Consider the following 16,306-nt stretch of genomic DNA (forward strand, 5'->3'; position numbering starts at 1 on the left):
TCAGAGGCACAGGGATGTCGCCAGCAGATGCTGCGTTATTGATAGCATCGCGCGCTCAAACATCCAGCGCTAGGTTCGCTTTTCGTTGAATCCTCGTTGCAGCCTGATGAGCACGGCCTTACCTGGGCTGCTCCAACTCCGCACGGCTGCACAGCCGATAAAGGGAGCAGGAGCCCAGGTACAGATTCACACCCTGATAACCCGACGGGCCAGACGAATCGCGGATGACCTCACTCATCACACCCCGCAGTCGCCCGTCGCGGTCCACCGTGAATTGCTCGGCGCGGTAAGCATCCGACGTGGTCCCGGCAGGGCCCGTACAAGTGCGAGTACCGTCTGAAGTCAAGCCGTCACCGGCCAGGCGGTAAGTGCCGCGGTACTCGCAGAGGGTTCGCAGATCCGCAGTTCGTGTGTCCATGCGAAACACGTTATCTCGCGCTACGAGGTCGATGTTGACGGGTGCGCCATTGGCTCGCCAAAGGGCATAAACCTGAGCGCTGTAAGTTTTGTCAAAGCGCGCTGTGTGGTCTTCATACCGATACCGGGAAATGCGCCGCGGCGTGTCGAAAGGCAAGGTGACCGTGCCGGTGGTAGGACTGTCGAACTCCAGTCGCATATTGCCGATGGTGGTTTCCACCTCCCCGCCTTGTACGACGCCACCGACGACAGGACCATTGCGAAACTCCTGCAGCGGCATATCGAACTGCTGGGCAGCCGAGCCGCTGTAGTTGAAAGCGGAGCCTTGCAGGAAAAGCGACGAACCATCGCTTCGATAGCCAAGATAAGAAACGACCATCGGACCGTCTCCTACCTGCGTGTCGATTTGCAGACTGCGCCCTGGAGTGCCGTTCAGTTCGTCATCGAAGGCCCACATGCCAGGCTCAACCCCCAGCTGCGGACGGCCACCCGAAGCGCAGGTATCAGGACTTCCGGTAAACACACCGCCTGCCAGGCAAGGCCCCATCAGAAACGACTTTGCACCGTTTCTCACGACGGTGCCGGTGAACATGCCATAGCGATCGACAGCAAACCGTTCTACCCGATAAGGTTGTTGCTGCTGCAAGCCACCTTCAGACGTACACGTGGCCGTGCCTTCCGACTCCAGCATGCCGCCACGCTCTTGATAGAGCCCCGAGTAACTGCATAGTCGGCCGTCCGATGTGCTGAGCTGGTTCATCTGAAAGACGCCCGCATCGACCAGGATCTGATAGGTTGTGGGTGTGTTCAGGTTACCGGGTGAAGGGTAGCTGTGCACCACGAATCTATTGCCCAGTGGCTGTGTCCACTGCCAAAAGCTGAAGCTGAATCGAGAAATTCGGCGAGGCGTATCGCCCGGCAAAGTCACGGTGCCCGACGTCGGCGAATCGAATGCAAGGCGGATATCGCCCACACTACCCGACACTTCACCCGGACGAACGATGCTCCCGCTCCCGCCCAACACAGGGCCGTTGCGGAATTCCTGCAGCGTGCCGGCGAACGAAGAGTCATCGGCTTGTCGCACCCCGCTGGCCTGCAGGAACAGGGCCGAACCATTCGCCCGGTAGCCGAGATACGACACGATCATGGCTTGACCCAGCTGCGTTTCGATATGCAGGCTGCGGCCAGGCTGGCCATCGACTTCCCCCTCAAAAGCCCACATGCCGGGTTGCGGCTCGGCAACAGAGGCCGAAGTGCTCTGCGCCCCAGCATGTAGGGCCGCGGATAAAGCAACGACGCAAAAAGCAAGCGCTCTGACCGAGATCGGAGATTTCATGGCAGACATCCTTTTTAAGGGTGAACCGGACGGACTAGGCGAAGCGCTGACGAAGCTTCTCAAGCGCACATTCCAATTCGATGCTCGGCAATGCAAATGCACTTCCGTGTCAGTGATTGCAGCATCCAACAAATCCAATTTGCTATTACTAAATAGCGCAGGAGGCTGAAACATCGAGCGCCACGGCCGTATATTTCTGAAACCTTTCACGCGCGCTTCACCTTGGCAGTCCGGTTACCGCGGCTGGTCCAGCTCAGCGGGAGAGCACTTCCTGAAACCCGGGCAGCTGCCCAGGTAGAGGTTGGCGCGCCGTTGCGCCACGCCTCTGGCGTCATAGCCTGCGACCTCAATGATGACTCCACGCAGGATGCCGTTGCCATCCACCGTGAACTGCTCGGCGCTATAGGCCTCGGTGGTCGCCGTGCCGGCCCCATCGGTGCAGGTGCGGGTGCCATCGGATGTCAAACCTTCGCCGGTCAAGCGATACGCACCTCGGTACTGGCAGTTGACTCCGGTGCTTGGGACCTGGGTATCCATGCGGAACTCGTCGTCGCGCGCCACGATGTCAGCAAAGGTGACCACCCCCTCGCTTCGGCCGTAGGGATACACCACCACGTCGTAGGCCTTGTCGAAACGCGTCGCATGGTTTTCGTACCTGTAGCGGGAAATGCGGCGCGGGCTCTCGGAGGGAAGCGTCACGGTGCCTGTGGTGGCGCTGTCGAATTCAAACTGCATTTCACCCAGCGTCGCCGCCTCTTCTCCTGCCTGAATAGCGCCACCGATCACCGGGCCATTCCGATATTCACGCAGAGGCGTGGAGTAGAGAACGCGCACCGCGAACTTGCTTGCTGACACGCCCTGTAGGAACAGAGAGGAGCCATCGCTGCGGTAGCCTACATAAGACACGACGGTTGCCGAATCGCGGTTTTGCAGGTCGATCTGCAAGCTGCGCCCTGGCTGCCCGTCGAGTTCTTCGTCAAAAGCCCACATTCCGGGCTGAACGGTGGTGAAGTTCGGGCCCTGCACACACGTGAAAGGCCCCGTGGCTAAAGCAGGCGCGTCGGGACTGCAGATTCCTAGCAAGATGCCGTCGCTGTCACCCTGCTGCATCGAGCCTGTCACCCGCCCCAGTTGGTCAACACTTAACCTCTCCAACCTGTAAGGCTGCTGCCGCTGAACGCCAGATGCGTCAGTGCAGGTCGACACACCCTGAGATTCCAGGCCCTGTGCCTGCACTTGGTAGGGTCCCGCGTACGTGCACAAAACTCCGGTGGTTGTGGACACTTGGCTCATGCGAAAAGTCCCGTCCTTGACCTGAACCCGATAGCTGCCTGGTACCACACCACTCTCGTTCGGATTTGCATGCAGACTGAAGACGCTTTCACGAAACGGCAACTCACGCGATGCAGCATCGTTCAAATTGAACCGCGAGATCCTCCGGGGCACGTCGCCCGGAAGCGTCACGGTACCGGAGCTGGGCGTATCGAATGCGACGCGGATGTTTCCCGGACTTCCAGCCACCTCGCCGTTCGCGCTACGGCCACCGATCACCGGGCCACTGCGAAACTCTTGCAAGGGCCCGACAAACGAAGATTCATCGGCATCACGCACGCCGCTGGCCTGCAGGAATAGCGCCGTCCCATTGGCTCGATAGCCCAAATACGAAACGATGATGGCGCGGCCCAACTGGGTGTCGAGGTGCAGACTGCGTCCGGGCTGGCCACTCAGTTCACCGTCGAACGACCACATGCCGGGGTGCGGCTCGGCGGTTGTGGGCGGTGCAGTTTGAGCCCAGGAATGGGAGGTTGCCATGAGGCTGACAAAACAGACAGCGAGTGTCTTGGTGGTGACCGAACATGTCATGGCAGGGGTTCCTTCGACGGTGAGCGGACTGGACGTGGCCTCGATGACCCGAGGCCCAAGAAGTGCAGGCATTAAAAACGCAACCACACGCCGGTGCAAGATGCCCTGTCGCATGCAGGGCATCCGAACGTGGCAGCGTCAGCGAACGCTGCACCTCCAAAAGATCACGCAGGCCTTGATGCCAGCGCAGCCTCGATGTCCTTCGCCAGCGACTGCGGCTTGTCGGTGGGCGCATACCGGCGGATGACCTGGCCGTCGCGGCCGATCAGGAACTTGGTGAAGTTCCATTTGATGGCCTTGGTGCCCAGCAGGCCCGGCGCTTCGGCCGTGAGCCAGCGGTAGAGCGGCGAGGCCTGCGTGCCGTTGACGTCGATCTTGGCCATGACGGGAAAGCTCACGCCGTAGTTCAGCTGGCAGAAGCCGGCGATCTCGTCGTTGCTGCCCGGGTCTTGCTTGCCGAACTGGTTGCAGGGAAAGCCCAGCACGACCAGGCCGCTTTCGGCGTAGCGCTTGTGCAGCTCTTCCAGCCCCGCGAACTGGGGCGTGAAGCCGCAGGCGCTGGCGGTGTTGACGATGAGCAGCACGCGGCCCTGGTACTGGGCGAGTGGCACGGGCGGGCCGCTCATGGGCTGGGCTTCGAAGTCGTATACACGGCTCATGGCGGAATCTCCTGCGGACTGGGGCGAAGCGCGCATTGTGGACGCGCCCGAGGGAGCGGGCTCAGCAGGCGCGCAGTGGCTTGCCGCCCAGGGCGGGGCGCAACTGGTCGATGCGTGGCGCCATGGCATCGGTCACGGCGGGCAGGCGCAGTGTGTAGTCGGTGCTGGCGCCAGTGCGTTCCTGCACCACGCGGGCCGTGCGCACGCCCTGGTTGCCCAGCGTGGCCAGAGCGCGTTCGGCGGCCTCTTCGGTCGAGAAGCGGCCCAGCGACAGGCCGGGCTCCAGCGCGGCGCCGGGGCGGTCGTAGGGCACGTTGCGGGCGCGCAGTTCGGCGCGCTTTTTCGCCAGCGCTTCGTCGTCGGCAAAGCGGCCCATATAGACCATCCACCGGCTGGATACGGGCGTGCCCTCCAGGCTCCACGCATCGGCGGGCAGGCCGGTGGCTGCCAGCGCAACGCGCAGCGTGTCGGCCTGGCGTTGATCGAAGGGGCCGGCCTGCAGGCAACTGGCGACGGCCGGGGCGCCAGAAGCAGCAACGGGCTCGGCGGGCTGCGCGGACGCAACGGGTGATGCGGTGGCCGGTGCCGCTGGCGATGCGCCGGCGTTCTGCGCCCGCGGCGCGCCTGCAGCGCCCGCGCCGGCTGGCGGCTGCACGCGCAGGATCTCCGGGCGGATCTGCTGCTCGATGCGGTGCGGCTCGGACGGATCGGCCGGCGCCAGGCCCACGCTGCGCAGCAGCCCGGCCGACCAGGCGTAGTAACCGGCATTGGCCAGCAGCAGAACGAGAAAGGCGATGCGCAGCATGGGTGGGGCGGCAGGTCAGGTGGGCAGCGCCCGGCCGACGGGGCGCACGCTGATCTCGGCGCTGGTCACGGCCTGCATGCCGGCCGGCGTGTGCACCAGCAGCGCGCCGTCTTCACCCACGCCGTGGGCCAAGCCGGCTTGCCCGTCGCTGAGCGTGACGGTGCGGCCGCGCAGCACGTCGCGCACGTCAAAGCGCGGCTGCACCGGGGCGAACCCGTACAGCTCGAAGGACTGCAGCATGGCGACCAGCGGCGCGGCGATGCGCGCCAGCGCGGCCGGAGCATCAAGACCCGCATCAACCTCGCCCAGGTGGGCGGGCGGGGTGTTCATGCCGTCGCCCGAGCGCGGCAGCAGGTTGATGCCGATGCCGACGACCACGTAGCGCGCGGCAGCCCCAGCCGCATCAGCAGCCAAGCTGCCCGGAGACTGCGGCGCGACGAAGCTCGCAGTCTCCACCAGAATGCCGCCCAGCTTGCGGTCGCCGTCCAGCCACAGGTCGTTGGGCCATTTCAGGCCGATGCGGGGCGCGGCGGAGCCTGGCGCGGGCAGCACGGGCTGCAGGCTTTCGGCCACGCTCACGCCCACGGCCAGCGACAGGCCCGACCAGTCGGCCGGCGCCAGCGGCAGGCCCAGCGAGAAGGTGAGCGAGGGCAGCGCGGTAGTCGCTCCTGCCACCACCGCATCGGCGTCCGCCTGGCTTTGCCACGGGCGGCCCAGCCGGCCCCGGCCGGCGGTCTGCGATTCAGCCACCAGCAGCGTCGGCTCGCAGCGGCCGGCGCGCGCGCGGCGCATCAGTTCGGTGCTGGTGGAATCGACGTGCGGCAGCACCTCGACGGTGAAGCCAGGCAGCACCGGCGCCACGGCTTCCCAGATGGCTTCGGCCTGCCAGCGCACGGGAGACGCGGTCATCGGACTTGTCACCGGCGCGGGCTCCGGGGTTTGGACGGGGGTGTTGGCGCCGGCTTGGGCGTAGCAGCCTTCGCCTTGGGCTTGGCCTTTTGCGGCGGCAGGCCCGGCGGCGCCCAGCCGCGCTTGGGGGCCAGCAGCGTGCCCCGGCAGGTTTTGGCGCCGCAAAAGCAGGGGTATTCGGCCTTGAGCTTGGGCGTGTAGCGCTCTTCGATGATCAGGCCGTAGTCGTAATTGAGTTCTTCACCCGCGCGGATGTTGCGCAGCGCGGTGATGAAGATGCGGCCGCCCTGCTCGTCGGCAAAGCAGTTGGGCGCGCAGCTGTGGTTGATCCAGCGCGAGGAGTTGCCGCCGTAGTTCGCGTCGATGACGCGGTCTTCGTCGACGTGGAAGTAAAAGGTATGGTTGGGCTGCGAGGGGTCGTGCGGGTGCCGGTCCTGCGCTTCCTGCCAGCTGACGATCTCGCCGACGTATTCGACGATGACCTCGCCCTCGGCAATATCCTGCACCGCGAAGACGCCCTTGCCATGCACGCCCGAGCGCCGGGTCTGGATGCGCCGGCCCGGAGCAAACGGGGCGGCGGCGGGCGGTGCGGAGCGGGGCATGGCAAAACTCTGTTAGTTTGAATAGGCACACATGCGTGCGCATGCGCGCGTAAGGCAAGCGGATTGTAGAAGCGCCGTAGAAGGCGAGACCTAAAAATGACCAAGACCCTGGTAATTGCAGAAAAACCGTCGGTGGCGCAGGACATCGTGCGTGCGCTCACGCCCGTGACGGGCAAGTTCGACAAGCACGAAGACCACTTCGAAAACGACCGCTACGTGGTCAGCAGTGCCGTGGGCCACCTGGTGGAGATCCAGGCGCCCGAGGAATTCGACGTCAAGCGCGGCAAGTGGAGCTTTGCCCACCTGCCGGTGATTCCGCCGCACTTCGACCTCAAGCCCGTGGACAAGACCAAGAGCCGCCTGAACGCGGTGGTCAAGCTGGCCAAGCGCAAGGACGTGACCGAGCTGGTGAACGCCTGCGACGCGGGCCGCGAGGGCGAGCTGATCTTCCGGCTGATCGAGCAGTACGCCGGCGGCGCCAAGGGCGGGCTGGGCAAGCCGATCCAGCGGCTGTGGCTGCAGTCGATGACGCCGCAGGCCATTCGCGACGGTTTCGACAACCTGCGCAGCGACCAGCAGATGCAGGGCCTGGCGCACGCCGCACGCAGCCGCTCCGAAGCCGACTGGCTGGTGGGCATCAACGGCACGCGGGCGATGACCGCGTTCAATTCGCAGGGCGGCGGGTTCTTCCTGACGACCGTAGGCCGCGTGCAGACGCCCACGCTGTCGCTGGTGGTGGAGCGCGAGGAAAAGATCCGCAAGTTCATCAGCCGCGACTACTGGGAAATCCACGCCGGCTTTCATGCCGAAGCGGGTGAGTACCTGGGCAAGTGGTTCGACCCGAAGTGGAAGAAGGGCGAAGACCCCGAGGCGCGGTCTGACCGCCTGTGGAACATCCACGACGCGCAGGCCATTGCCGAGGCCGTGCGCGGCAAGGCCGCCACCGTCACCGAAGAGAGCAAGCCCACCAGCCAGGCATCGCCCCTGCTGTTCGACTTGACCAGCCTGCAGCGCGAGGCCAACGGCAAGTTCGGCTTTTCGGCCAAGACCACGCTGTCGCTGGCGCAAAGCCTGTACGAACGCCACAAGGCGCTGACCTACCCGCGTACCGATTCGCGCGCGCTGCCGGAAGACTACGTGCCCGTGGCGCGCGAGACCTTCGGCATGCTGGCCACCAGCGGCATGCGGCACCTGGCGCCGTTCGCGCAGCAAGCGCTGGACGGCAACTACGTGCGGCCGACCAAGCGCATCTTCGACAACAGCAAGGTCAGCGATCACTTCGCCATCATTCCTACGCTGCAGGCGCCCAGCGGCCTGTCGGAAGCCGAACAGAAGCTCTACGACCTGGTGGTGCGCCGCTTCATGGCGGTGTTCTTTCCCAGTGCCGAGCACATGGTCACCACCCGCATCAGCCAGGTGGTGGGCCACAGCTTCAAGACCGAAGGCAAGGTGCTGGTCAAGCCCGGCTGGCTGGCCATCTACGGCAAGGAAGCCGCCGATGAGGTGGAAGGCGCGCAGGCCGGCGACAAGGGCCAGAGCCTGGTGCCCGTGCAACCCGGCGAGATGGTGCGCACAGACTTCGCCGAAGCGCGCGGCCTGAAGACCAAGCCGCCCGCACGCTATTCAGAAGCCACGCTGCTGGGCGCCATGGAAAGCGCCGGCAAGCAGGTGGAAGACGAAGAGCTGCGCTCTGCCATGCAGGAAAAAGGCCTGGGCACGCCTGCCACGCGCGCGGCCATCATCGAAGGCCTGCTGACCGAAAAGTACATGCTGCGTGAAGGGCGCGAACTCATCGCCACTGCCAAGGCCTCTCAACTGATGACGCTGCTGCGCGGGCTGGAGGTGGAAGAGCTGTGCCGCGCCGATCTGACGGGCGAGTGGGAATACAAGCTCGCCCAGATGGAAAAGGGCTTGCTCAGCCGCGAAGCCTTCATGCAGCAGATTGCCGCAATGACGGAGCGCATGGTCAAGAAGGCCAAGGAATACGACCGCGACACCATTCCGGGCGACTACGCCACGCTGGCCGCGCCTTGCCCCAACTGCGGCGGCGTGGTGAAAGAAAACTACCGCCGCTACGCCTGCGTGGGCAAGGCCGGCGACGGCAGCGATGCGTGCGGCTTCTCGTTCGGCAAGTCGCCGGCGGGACGCACTTTCGAGACCGCAGAGGCCGACCAGCTGCTGCGCGACCGCCGCATCGGCCCGCTGGAAGGATTCCGCTCCAAGGCGGGCTGGCCGTTCACGGCAGAAGTGGCGATCGTCAGGGATGAAGACGCCAATAACTTCAAGCTCGAATTCGACTTTGGCGACGACCGCGCGGCCGAGGAATCGGGCGAGCTGGTGGACTTTGGCGAGCAGGTCAGCCTGGGCGACTGCCCCATCTGCGGCGCGCCGGTGTTTGAACACGGCGCCAATTACGTGTGCAGCAAGTCGGTGCCCACCGCGGCGCAGCCCACGCCCAGCTGCAACTTCAAAAGCGGCAAGGTCATCCTGCAGCAACCCGTGGAGCGCGCCCAGATGAACAAGCTGCTGGCCACCGGCAAGACCGACCTGCTGGACAAGTTCGTCAGCATGCGCACGCGCCGCGCCTTCAAGGCCCACCTGGCGTGGGATGCAGAGGCCGGCAAGGTCAACTTCGAATTTGCGCCCAGCAAGTTTCCGCCGCGCCCGGGTGCTGCCGCAAAAACCATAGCTGCCAAGGCAGGAAAGACGGGCGCTGCGGCCAAAAAGGCTGCCAAACCTGCCGCTGCCAAAAAAGCCCCGGCAGCCAAGACTGCCGCCGCCAAGGCGCCGCGCAAGCCCGCCGCTGGCAAGGCCCCCAGCGCCGAGCTGGCCGCCGTGATCGGCCCTGAGCCGGTTGCCCGGCCCGAGGCCGTGAAGAAGATGTGGGAATACATAAAGACCCACAACCTGCAGGACCCGAAAGACAAGCGCACCATCAACGCAGACGCCAAGCTGCGCGCCGTGTTCGGCAAAGACAGTGCGGGCATGTTCGAGCTGGCGGGCATTCTGGGCAAGCACCTGCAAGGAGACAGCAGCCAATGACCATTCACACCCCTTCAAAGCAACCCGCCGGCGCCCAGCGCAGCGCCCGCCACCCGGCCGGTGCCGTGCTGGCAGCGCTGGTCGCCGCGGCTGTGCTGAGCGGCTGCGGCGCCTTGGCGTCGTCCGCACGGCCCGCCAACGACGAGGCCACCGGCACGCGCCAGAGCGCGCCGAGCGGCGTCACCGTCTACGGTGACATCGACATGGGCGTGAGCTCGGTGCGCTCGCGCTGATCGCACGCAGCGCAGCGTGGAACCCCAGCCGCTGCGGCGCCGCCCAAGCACCAGCAGTCGCAGTCGCAGTCGCAGTCGCTGGGGTGTCATGCCCCTGCCATGGTGCGCCCCTAGAGTCGTTCGTTTCGCTCCAAGAAAGACGACTCTCATGAAGACCCTCCTGATGACAACCGCGCTGTGCCTGTCCACCCTGGGCCTGGCGGCCTGTGGCGGCAGCGACGGCGACGACAGCGGCAGTGCCGCCGCAGCAGCCCAACCCCAGGTCATTGCCCACCGCGGCGCCAGCGGCTATTTGCCCGAGCACACGCTGGGCGGCTACGAGCTGGCCATTCGCATGGGCGCGGACTTCATCGAGCCTGACCTGCAGATCACCAAGGACGGTGCGCTCGTCGCCATTCACGACGACACGCTCAACCGCACCACCAACGTCGCCGCGCTGTTCGCGCAGCGCAATGGCGGCTACAAGGTGTCTGACTTCACCCTGGCCGAAGTGAAGACGCTGACCGTGGTGCCCACCAGCACCGGCAAGACCAGCTACCCCGGCTTCACCCCCAGCGCCCCCAACCCCTACGCCGTGCCCACCTTTCAGGAAGTGGTGAGCTTTGCCCGTCAGCAGGGCTTTGCCGTGGGCCGCGACGTGGGCCTGTACCCCGAAGCGAAGCAGGCCGACCCGGTGATGGAAGACGGCATTTTGAAAACGCTGAGCGACAACGGCTACAACGCGCGCAGCAAGGTCTTCATCCAGTCGTTCAGCGACGCCACGCTGCGCAGCCTGCGCACCAAGCAGACCGCGCAGAACAACAAGATGCCGCTGATCTTGCTGGGCGTAGCCACCGCCGCGCCGGACGGCTCGCCCCGCGTGGGCATCGTGTCGGGCACCGCCGTGCGCACACTGACGCTGGCCGAAGCGGCCGGCTTCACCGAAGGCATCGGCCTGCTGATCAATAACGCCACCTACCCCATCAGCAAAAGCTACATCGACCAGGCGCACGCCGCCGGCTTGAAGGTGCACGGCTGGACCTTCGCCCAGGCCGACGCCACCCTGGCCGCGGCCGACTTCCGCAAGTATCTGGACATGGGCATGGACGGCATGTTCGCCAACTACCCTGATCTGGCGGTGACGGCGCGCAATGCGTTCGTGAAGAAGTAAACCCGACCGACAGCCCCGACTGAGCGGGCCGCGACAGACTTTTGCGCCCTGGTCGCAAGCGACGTCCGCATGGTGCCGCAGCACTTTCCGTACTGCGGCATCCACCCATTCACTTATTGCTATAATTTTCATAGCTAGAAGCGCTTTATACATAAGCGCTACAGGCCATTTCAGCTTGTTTTTTGCGCGGCATGGTGCCGTCGACCTTGCCACTTCTTGGGGTAATCGTCAGGCAAGCATCAGGCAGCCTCGCTATAAGGTGCAACACAAAGATACACCCGAGAGAGGCTGAGGGATGGAATGGCAACGCTGATACCTGCCCTGGGCACCTGCGTGCCGCGCATGACGCCGGGCGAGCGCCGGCTGGGCGAGCGGCTGGAAGGCAAGCTCGAAGACGACTACCTGCTCTGGTGGGACGTGCCCATCGGCCCCAAGCAGACGCGGCCCGACTTCGTGGTGCTGCACCCGCGCCGGGGCGCGTTGATCCTTGAAGTGAAGGACTGGCGGCTGGACACCATTCGCCGCGCCACGCGCGAATATTTTGAGATCGCGCCCGACGGCAACCCCAAGGTCGTCATGAGCCCGCTGCAGCAGGCGCGGCACTGCGCCATTCAGGTCGTGAACGCGCTGGAGCGCGACCCGCAACTGGTGCAGCCCGAAGGCCGCCACCAAGGCAAGCTGGCCTTTCCGTGGGGCCACGGCGTGGTCTTTACCAATATCAACCGCAAGCAGTTTGAAGACGCCGGCCTGGGCGACGCCATTCCGCCCCACCTGGCCATCTGCAAAGATGAAATGCTGGACAACGTGGACGCCGAAGCCTTCCAGCAGCGCCTGTGGGCCATGTTCCCGCATACCTTCGGCAGCAAAGGCGCCATCACACTGCCGCAGCTCGACCGGGTGCGGTGGATTCTGTTTCCGGAAGTGCGCGTGCAAATCCCGGCCGGACTGTTTGACGACAACGATGCCGACGCCCAACTGCCCGACATCATGCGGGTGATGGACATGCAGCAAGAGCAGCTGGCCCGCAGCCTGGGCGATGGGCACCGGGTGATCCACGGCGTGGCCGGCTCGGGCAAAACGATGATCTTGGGCTACCGCGCTGAATACCTGGCCAAGGCCAGCACCCCCGCCAGCAAACCCATCCTCATCCTCTGCTTTAACGAGCCGCTGGGCGTGAAGCTGGCCAGCGCGATGGACGCCAAAGGCCTGAGCGACCGCGTGCACGTGCGGCACTTTCACAGTTGGTGCCACCGCCAGCTGACCACCTACGGGCAGGCGCTGCCGCCCCAAGGCGGCGGCTTTTACGAAGGCCTGGTGGATCACGTCATTCGCGCCGTAGAGCGCAGCCAGGTCCCTGCAGGTCAGTACCAAGCGGTGATGATCGACGAAGGCCACGACTTTGCGCCCGAATGGCTCAAGCTCATCACCCAAATGGTGGACCCCGCCACCAACAGCCTGCTGGTGCTGTACGACGACGCGCAGAGCATTTACGAACGCGCGCGCAGCAAGCAGTTCAGCTTCAAAAGCGTAGGCATTCAGGCGCAGGGGCGCACCACCATCCTGAAGATCAACTACCGCAACACGCGGCAGATATTGCACACCGCCAGCCTGGTCGCCGCAGACCTGCTGACTGCGGACGACAAAGACGACGACGGCATCCCGCTGCTCAAACCCGTGAGCTGCGGGCGCGAGGGGCCTGCCCCCGTGATCATCCAACTGCCTACCCTGCGCGACGAAGCCTTTGCCATTGCGGACCACTTGGCGAGCGCGCACCAGGAGGGTTTTGCCTGGGGCGACATGGCGGTACTGTGTGCGGACTGGAAAACCATGGATCTGTGTGCGAGTGCCCTGGCCCAACGCAAGCTGCCGCATCGCGTGCGTAAGAAGAGTGGGGAATACCGGCCCGGGGTGGATGCGATTCAGGTGATGACCATGAAGGTCAGCAAAGGCTTGGAATTCCCGGTGGTGGCGCTGCCCGGAGTGGGGCATATGCCTGCAGCCGGGGAAAATGAGAAGGAAGCGGCGCGGGTGTTTTATGTGGCGGCGACCAGGGCGACACAGCAATTGTTTTTGGGAATTGGTGGCGATGGGGTTTTTGCAAAGCAATTTAGCTAACGCGGAATAAATTTAAGGAAAATATATGCTGCTAGGCATGGGTTTGAAGAACTACAAAGTTTATAAGAATGTCCAATTTATACCTATTTCTTCGGGTGCTAGTTTCACCGCTTATCTTGGACCCAATGGAATTGGTAAGACCTCAATTTTCGAGGCGTTAGATAAATTTTTTAATGGTGGTGAATGGATAGCCAACAACGAGTCAAAGAAGGGCTCCGATGATTCGGCATTTGTTTCGCCGCTGTTTTTGATCCCCGTTGGCGACATTTCTTTGACAAAAAAAGAAAAGAGACTCGCCAGCTTAATTAGTGCATTTTTCTGGGATTTTTCCGGAACTCCTTACAATCCGTTTGTTAAATCTGTGATCGAAAGCATAGCCTCTGCAACCGCTATGGGCTACAACAAAGAATCGCACTATTTATTCTTGCTAGGAAATACCCACCAAACGAACGAAATTGAAATTCCATTCTTTGGCAATGATATTAAGAAGGTTTTTGATCGGCATGCGGATGTTGAGTACGAAGAACTCGCAGACCTTCTGAAAAAAGTAAAATCGCATTATCGATACATATATCTTCCAGCTGAGGCTGATTCGTTGACATTTAGTCGAATGGAATCAATTTACATCAGGAAGTTGTTGGATGAGGATATTAAAAAGAAAATCCAAGAATCTATTAGCAAAAATAGTATTGAAGAAATTAACAAAAAACTCAAAGAATTTATAGATCAAATAAATAAGACACTGGACCAATATGTATATAAAGGCAAACGAAAAGATCAATTAACAGCAAACGATCTTATTGAGAGGATTTTTTCTGCATATTTTGGGATAAAGGTTTTACACAAAAAGAACGGAGGAAGAGAAACAACCATAAAGGATCTGAGTTCTGGCGAAAAGAGGCAGGCCTTGATCGATCTTTCTTACGCATTGATTTCGCGATCAAAGCTAAAGGAGTATCAGGTTATTCTGGCAATCGACGAGCCTGATGCATCCATGCACGTTGCTGCTTGTCATGACCAATTTGAAAAAATAGCCAGAATACCAACTCTGTGCACGCCTGCGCCACAAGTACTAATTAATACTCACTGGTATGGTTTTCTTCCGGTAATTCGATCCGGTGTGGCGCATTCCTTATCCAGAGTCGCAAACGTAATTGAATTTTTTTCATTCAACTTGGAGAATTTTAGGGAATACATTAATCAAAATTATACAAAATCACATGGAAAATATCCGAAAGAGGTCGAGCTAAAAAGTTATCAGGACATGATTCAGTCCGTAGTTGTTAGCATGCTTCGTGATAAACCATATAACTGGATATTTTGCGAAGGCTTGTCTGACAAGATCTATTTAACCCACTATTTATCCGCACTAGTTGAGAATAATAACTTGCGAATCGTTCCTCTCGGCGGATTTAAACAGGTTCGCCGCGTATACGACTACCTGTCAGCCCCGTTAAGCGACAAAGAAGCAGGCTTTAAAGGCAAAGCTCTATGCATCGTCGATACGGATGCCCAGAAGGAACATGTGGAACTTAGAAAAGACTCAAAAAATCTTTTCTTCAAACGCTTGGTGCGTGATGAGAGCAAATTGGAAGTAGTGGCTCATGATGCGGATAGTCAGCATAGTTTTCCAACCGAAATTGAATTTGCTTTGCGCGAGGAAGTCCTTATAAAACTACTTTCCTCCCCAGAACATCACAAGAACATGGAAAACTTCGCAGTTCTCCAAGAAATTGTCAAAACGGCATCCGTAACTCAAGGGTCAAATAATTTATATGACTATATGAATCTTGGCCCAAAACAAAAAAAACAGTTAATGGACGATTTTTTTGATGTAGGCAATAACAAGGTTAATTTCGCCAACGCCTATATTGCGTGCGATTCTGAAAAAATTTCAGAACCGAAGTGGATGGATGTAATAAGACAAATTATCAAGGGTTGATTTGGGGAATCGTGTGCCGCAGCGCCAATCGCTGTGTACGGTTTTGCAAGCATTAGGCAGGCTACTTGCGAGCGCGCTTGCTCGACTAGGTGTTAGGCATGCTGCATTTTTTCTGCGACCAGTTGGAGCGCGCGGCGTGGCGTCAGTCGTTGCAAAAACGAGGACTCGTCCAAAGACTTGCGCAGCCCGTCGATCCAGCCCCAGCAAATAGCGGCCACCACGCAATCGTCCCAAGTGACGGTGGGTTGGCCGGTGGCCTTTTTGAAGATGCGCACCCAAAGCTCAGTCTCGCTGGCGTGGTTCACCCGCAGCCACGCGTGAATTGCACCTCTCAAACTCTAGGAACCCTCTGATCACCGCGCCGTGTGCATCTGCGGCCTCGGGCAGCCTGCGGCGTTGCAAACACTCGCTTTTAGCCAAATGCTAGAGGCCAATTCGACCTTAGAAACCAGACCCTTGCTGCTCCAGCGGCGCTTGAGCGGGCGTGTGTTCGGTACGTTGTGGTGTTTTCGGTTTTCTTACCGAAAACCAAACTGTGGCAACGACTTAACCACTGAACTCAGCGCTTGAACCCCGCCTCACGCTGGCTGCGCACGGCCAGCACGAACACGGTGTCCATGGCCTCCAGGTACTGGTACAGCGCCACATAGCCGCGCGCGGCCCGGCCGATCACCAGTTCGCGCTTGCCGCCTGGCGCGGGGCGGCCGATGTGCGGGCTGTGGCTGAGGATTTGAATGGCGTCGACGATGGCGCCGATGCGCTCTGGCGCAGAGCCGGGGTCGTACTGGGCGATGTGGTCAAAGAAACGGTCGAAGTCGTCGAAAACCTCGGGCGCCAGTTCGATGCGGGTCATTGCTTGATGGACTGATCGATGGCAGCGCGCTACTTGGCCAATTTGCGAGCGGCGGGTTTGCGCGGGCGCTCGCCATCACCATCGCGGCCATCCGCTGTAGCGCGGGCGGCCAAGTACGCTTTGGCGTCGTCCCACGCTACGGTTTTGCCAGTGGTGCGGATGCGGGCCCAGCGCTCGTCGGCTACCGAGTGGAACGCGGCCTCTTGCTCTACCTGCTCCACCCGTTCGGCCAGCGCATCCACGATGAAGGCGTGGGCCGATTTACCCATTTGCTGCGCTGCGGCTGCGACGCGGGCCTTGAGATCGTCTTCAATGCGGATGGTGGTGGTGGACATGGTGGCTCCTGAATGCGCTGGAAGAATGTAGCACAAACGTGCTAT

General features: G+C 61.4%; 15 protein-coding genes. 6 read left to right on the forward strand and 9 right to left on the reverse strand.

Annotation, left to right across the window (positions count from 1 at the left end):
• Window positions 1-118 precede the first annotated feature (118 nt).
• Window positions 119-1,753 (reverse strand): hypothetical protein, encoded by a 1,635-nt coding sequence (locus tag RQI28_RS09840; protein ID WP_311223190.1) that lies wholly within the window; start codon window positions 1,751-1,753, stop codon window positions 119-121.
• Between RQI28_RS09840 and RQI28_RS09845 the strand changes: the two genes are divergently transcribed.
• Window positions 1,752-1,922, forward strand: coding sequence for a hypothetical protein (locus RQI28_RS09845; protein ID WP_311223191.1), 171 nt, complete (start codon window positions 1,752-1,754; stop codon window positions 1,920-1,922). The genes RQI28_RS09840 and RQI28_RS09845 overlap by 2 nt on opposite strands.
• A 65-nt stretch (window positions 1,923-1,987) precedes the next feature.
• Here the strand turns inward: RQI28_RS09845 and RQI28_RS09850 are convergent, their stop codons facing one another.
• From RQI28_RS09850 to RQI28_RS09870, 5 genes are all read right to left on the reverse strand, one after another.
• Entirely contained in the window at window positions 1,988-3,616 is a 1,629-nt protein-coding gene (locus tag RQI28_RS09850) for a hypothetical protein (protein ID WP_311223192.1), read from the reverse strand.
• 164 nt (window positions 3,617-3,780) lie between these two features.
• A complete protein-coding gene (locus tag RQI28_RS09855) occupies window positions 3,781-4,275 on the reverse strand; it encodes a glutathione peroxidase (protein WP_311223193.1) in 495 nt (164 codons plus the stop codon).
• Window positions 4,276-4,336: 61 nt separating this feature from the next.
• Entirely contained in the window at window positions 4,337-5,080 is a 744-nt protein-coding gene (locus RQI28_RS09860) for an SPOR domain-containing protein (protein WP_311223194.1), read from the reverse strand.
• A 15-nt stretch (window positions 5,081-5,095) separates the two neighbouring features.
• Window positions 5,096-5,989: a biotin--[acetyl-CoA-carboxylase] ligase gene (locus RQI28_RS09865; protein WP_311223195.1), complete on the reverse strand. Its 894-nt coding sequence runs from the start codon at window positions 5,987-5,989 to the stop codon at window positions 5,096-5,098.
• Between the two features lie 8 nt (window positions 5,990-5,997).
• On the reverse strand, window positions 5,998-6,591 hold the full coding sequence (locus tag RQI28_RS09870; RefSeq protein WP_311223196.1) for an SET domain-containing protein-lysine N-methyltransferase: 594 nt from the start codon (window positions 6,589-6,591) through the stop codon (window positions 5,998-6,000).
• A gap of 96 nt (window positions 6,592-6,687) precedes the next feature.
• Here RQI28_RS09870 and RQI28_RS09875 point away from each other — a divergent pair, with 96 nt between their 5' ends.
• The 5 genes from RQI28_RS09875 to RQI28_RS09895 all read left to right on the forward strand — a co-directional run bounded on the left by RQI28_RS09875 (window position 6,688) and on the right by RQI28_RS09895 (window position 15,073).
• Complete coding sequence (locus RQI28_RS09875) at window positions 6,688-9,633, forward strand: DNA topoisomerase III (RefSeq protein WP_311223197.1); 2,946 nt, start codon at window positions 6,688-6,690, stop codon at window positions 9,631-9,633.
• Window positions 9,630-9,866: a hypothetical protein gene (locus RQI28_RS09880; protein WP_311223198.1), complete on the forward strand. Its 237-nt coding sequence runs from the start codon at window positions 9,630-9,632 to the stop codon at window positions 9,864-9,866. Before RQI28_RS09875 ends, RQI28_RS09880 begins: the two co-directional genes overlap by 4 nt.
• A 148-nt stretch (window positions 9,867-10,014) precedes the next feature.
• Window positions 10,015-11,016, forward strand: coding sequence for a glycerophosphodiester phosphodiesterase family protein (locus RQI28_RS09885; RefSeq protein ID WP_311223199.1), 1,002 nt, complete (start codon window positions 10,015-10,017; stop codon window positions 11,014-11,016).
• Window positions 11,017-11,316: 300 nt separating this feature from the next.
• Window positions 11,317-13,131 carry a 3'-5' exonuclease gene (locus tag RQI28_RS09890; protein WP_311223200.1) on the forward strand — a complete coding sequence of 605 codons (1,815 nt, stop codon included), beginning with the start codon at window positions 11,317-11,319 and terminating at the stop codon, window positions 13,129-13,131.
• Window positions 13,132-13,168: 37 nt separating this feature from the next.
• Entirely contained in the window at window positions 13,169-15,073 is a 1,905-nt protein-coding gene (locus RQI28_RS09895; RefSeq protein WP_311223201.1) for an AAA family ATPase, read from the forward strand.
• A gap of 92 nt (window positions 15,074-15,165) precedes the next feature.
• On the opposite strand, the gene RQI28_RS09900 is transcribed toward RQI28_RS09895, so the two are convergent.
• From RQI28_RS09900 to RQI28_RS09910, 3 genes are all read right to left on the reverse strand, one after another.
• Window positions 15,166-15,378, reverse strand: coding sequence for a hypothetical protein (locus tag RQI28_RS09900; RefSeq protein ID WP_311223202.1), 213 nt, complete (start codon window positions 15,376-15,378; stop codon window positions 15,166-15,168).
• Window positions 15,379-15,632: 254 nt separating this feature from the next.
• Window positions 15,633-15,926, reverse strand: a complete 294-nt coding sequence (locus tag RQI28_RS09905; RefSeq protein ID WP_311223203.1) for a type II toxin-antitoxin system RelE/ParE family toxin — start codon at window positions 15,924-15,926, stop codon at window positions 15,633-15,635.
• A gap of 29 nt (window positions 15,927-15,955) precedes the next feature.
• Window positions 15,956-16,261 (reverse strand): ribbon-helix-helix protein, CopG family, encoded by a 306-nt coding sequence (locus RQI28_RS09910; RefSeq protein ID WP_311223204.1) that lies wholly within the window; start codon window positions 16,259-16,261, stop codon window positions 15,956-15,958.
• Window positions 16,262-16,306 lie beyond the last annotated feature (45 nt).

Origin of the sequence: Acidovorax sp. WCS2018Noco2-16 (genome assembly GCF_031843945.1) — a bacterium.
Taxonomy (GTDB): domain Bacteria; phylum Pseudomonadota; class Gammaproteobacteria; order Burkholderiales; family Burkholderiaceae_C; genus Paracidovorax.

Coding starts and splice junctions, on each gene's coding strand:
- RQI28_RS09910 (WP_311223204.1), bottom strand. CDS start 16,261: ATGTCCACCACCACCATCCGCATTGAAGACGATCTCAAGGCCCGCGTC.
- RQI28_RS09840 (WP_311223190.1), bottom strand. CDS start 1,753: ATGAAATCTCCGATCTCGGTCAGAGCGCTTGCTTTTTGCGTCGTTGCT.
- RQI28_RS09905 (WP_311223203.1), bottom strand. CDS start 15,926: ATGACCCGCATCGAACTGGCGCCCGAGGTTTTCGACGACTTCGACCGT.
- RQI28_RS09865 (WP_311223195.1), bottom strand. CDS start 5,989: ATGACCGCGTCTCCCGTGCGCTGGCAGGCCGAAGCCATCTGGGAAGCC.
- RQI28_RS09855 (WP_311223193.1), bottom strand. CDS start 4,275: ATGAGCCGTGTATACGACTTCGAAGCCCAGCCCATGAGCGGCCCGCCC.
- RQI28_RS09895 (WP_311223201.1), top strand. CDS start 13,169: ATGGGTTTGAAGAACTACAAAGTTTATAAGAATGTCCAATTTATACCT.
- RQI28_RS09860 (WP_311223194.1), bottom strand. CDS start 5,080: ATGCTGCGCATCGCCTTTCTCGTTCTGCTGCTGGCCAATGCCGGTTAC.
- RQI28_RS09890 (WP_311223200.1), top strand. CDS start 11,317: ATGGCAACGCTGATACCTGCCCTGGGCACCTGCGTGCCGCGCATGACG.
- RQI28_RS09885 (WP_311223199.1), top strand. CDS start 10,015: ATGAAGACCCTCCTGATGACAACCGCGCTGTGCCTGTCCACCCTGGGC.
- RQI28_RS09845 (WP_311223191.1), top strand. CDS start 1,752: ATGGCAGACATCCTTTTTAAGGGTGAACCGGACGGACTAGGCGAAGCG.
- RQI28_RS09850 (WP_311223192.1), bottom strand. CDS start 3,616: ATGACATGTTCGGTCACCACCAAGACACTCGCTGTCTGTTTTGTCAGC.
- RQI28_RS09870 (WP_311223196.1), bottom strand. CDS start 6,591: ATGCCCCGCTCCGCACCGCCCGCCGCCGCCCCGTTTGCTCCGGGCCGG.
- RQI28_RS09875 (WP_311223197.1), top strand. CDS start 6,688: ATGACCAAGACCCTGGTAATTGCAGAAAAACCGTCGGTGGCGCAGGAC.
- RQI28_RS09880 (WP_311223198.1), top strand. CDS start 9,630: ATGACCATTCACACCCCTTCAAAGCAACCCGCCGGCGCCCAGCGCAGC.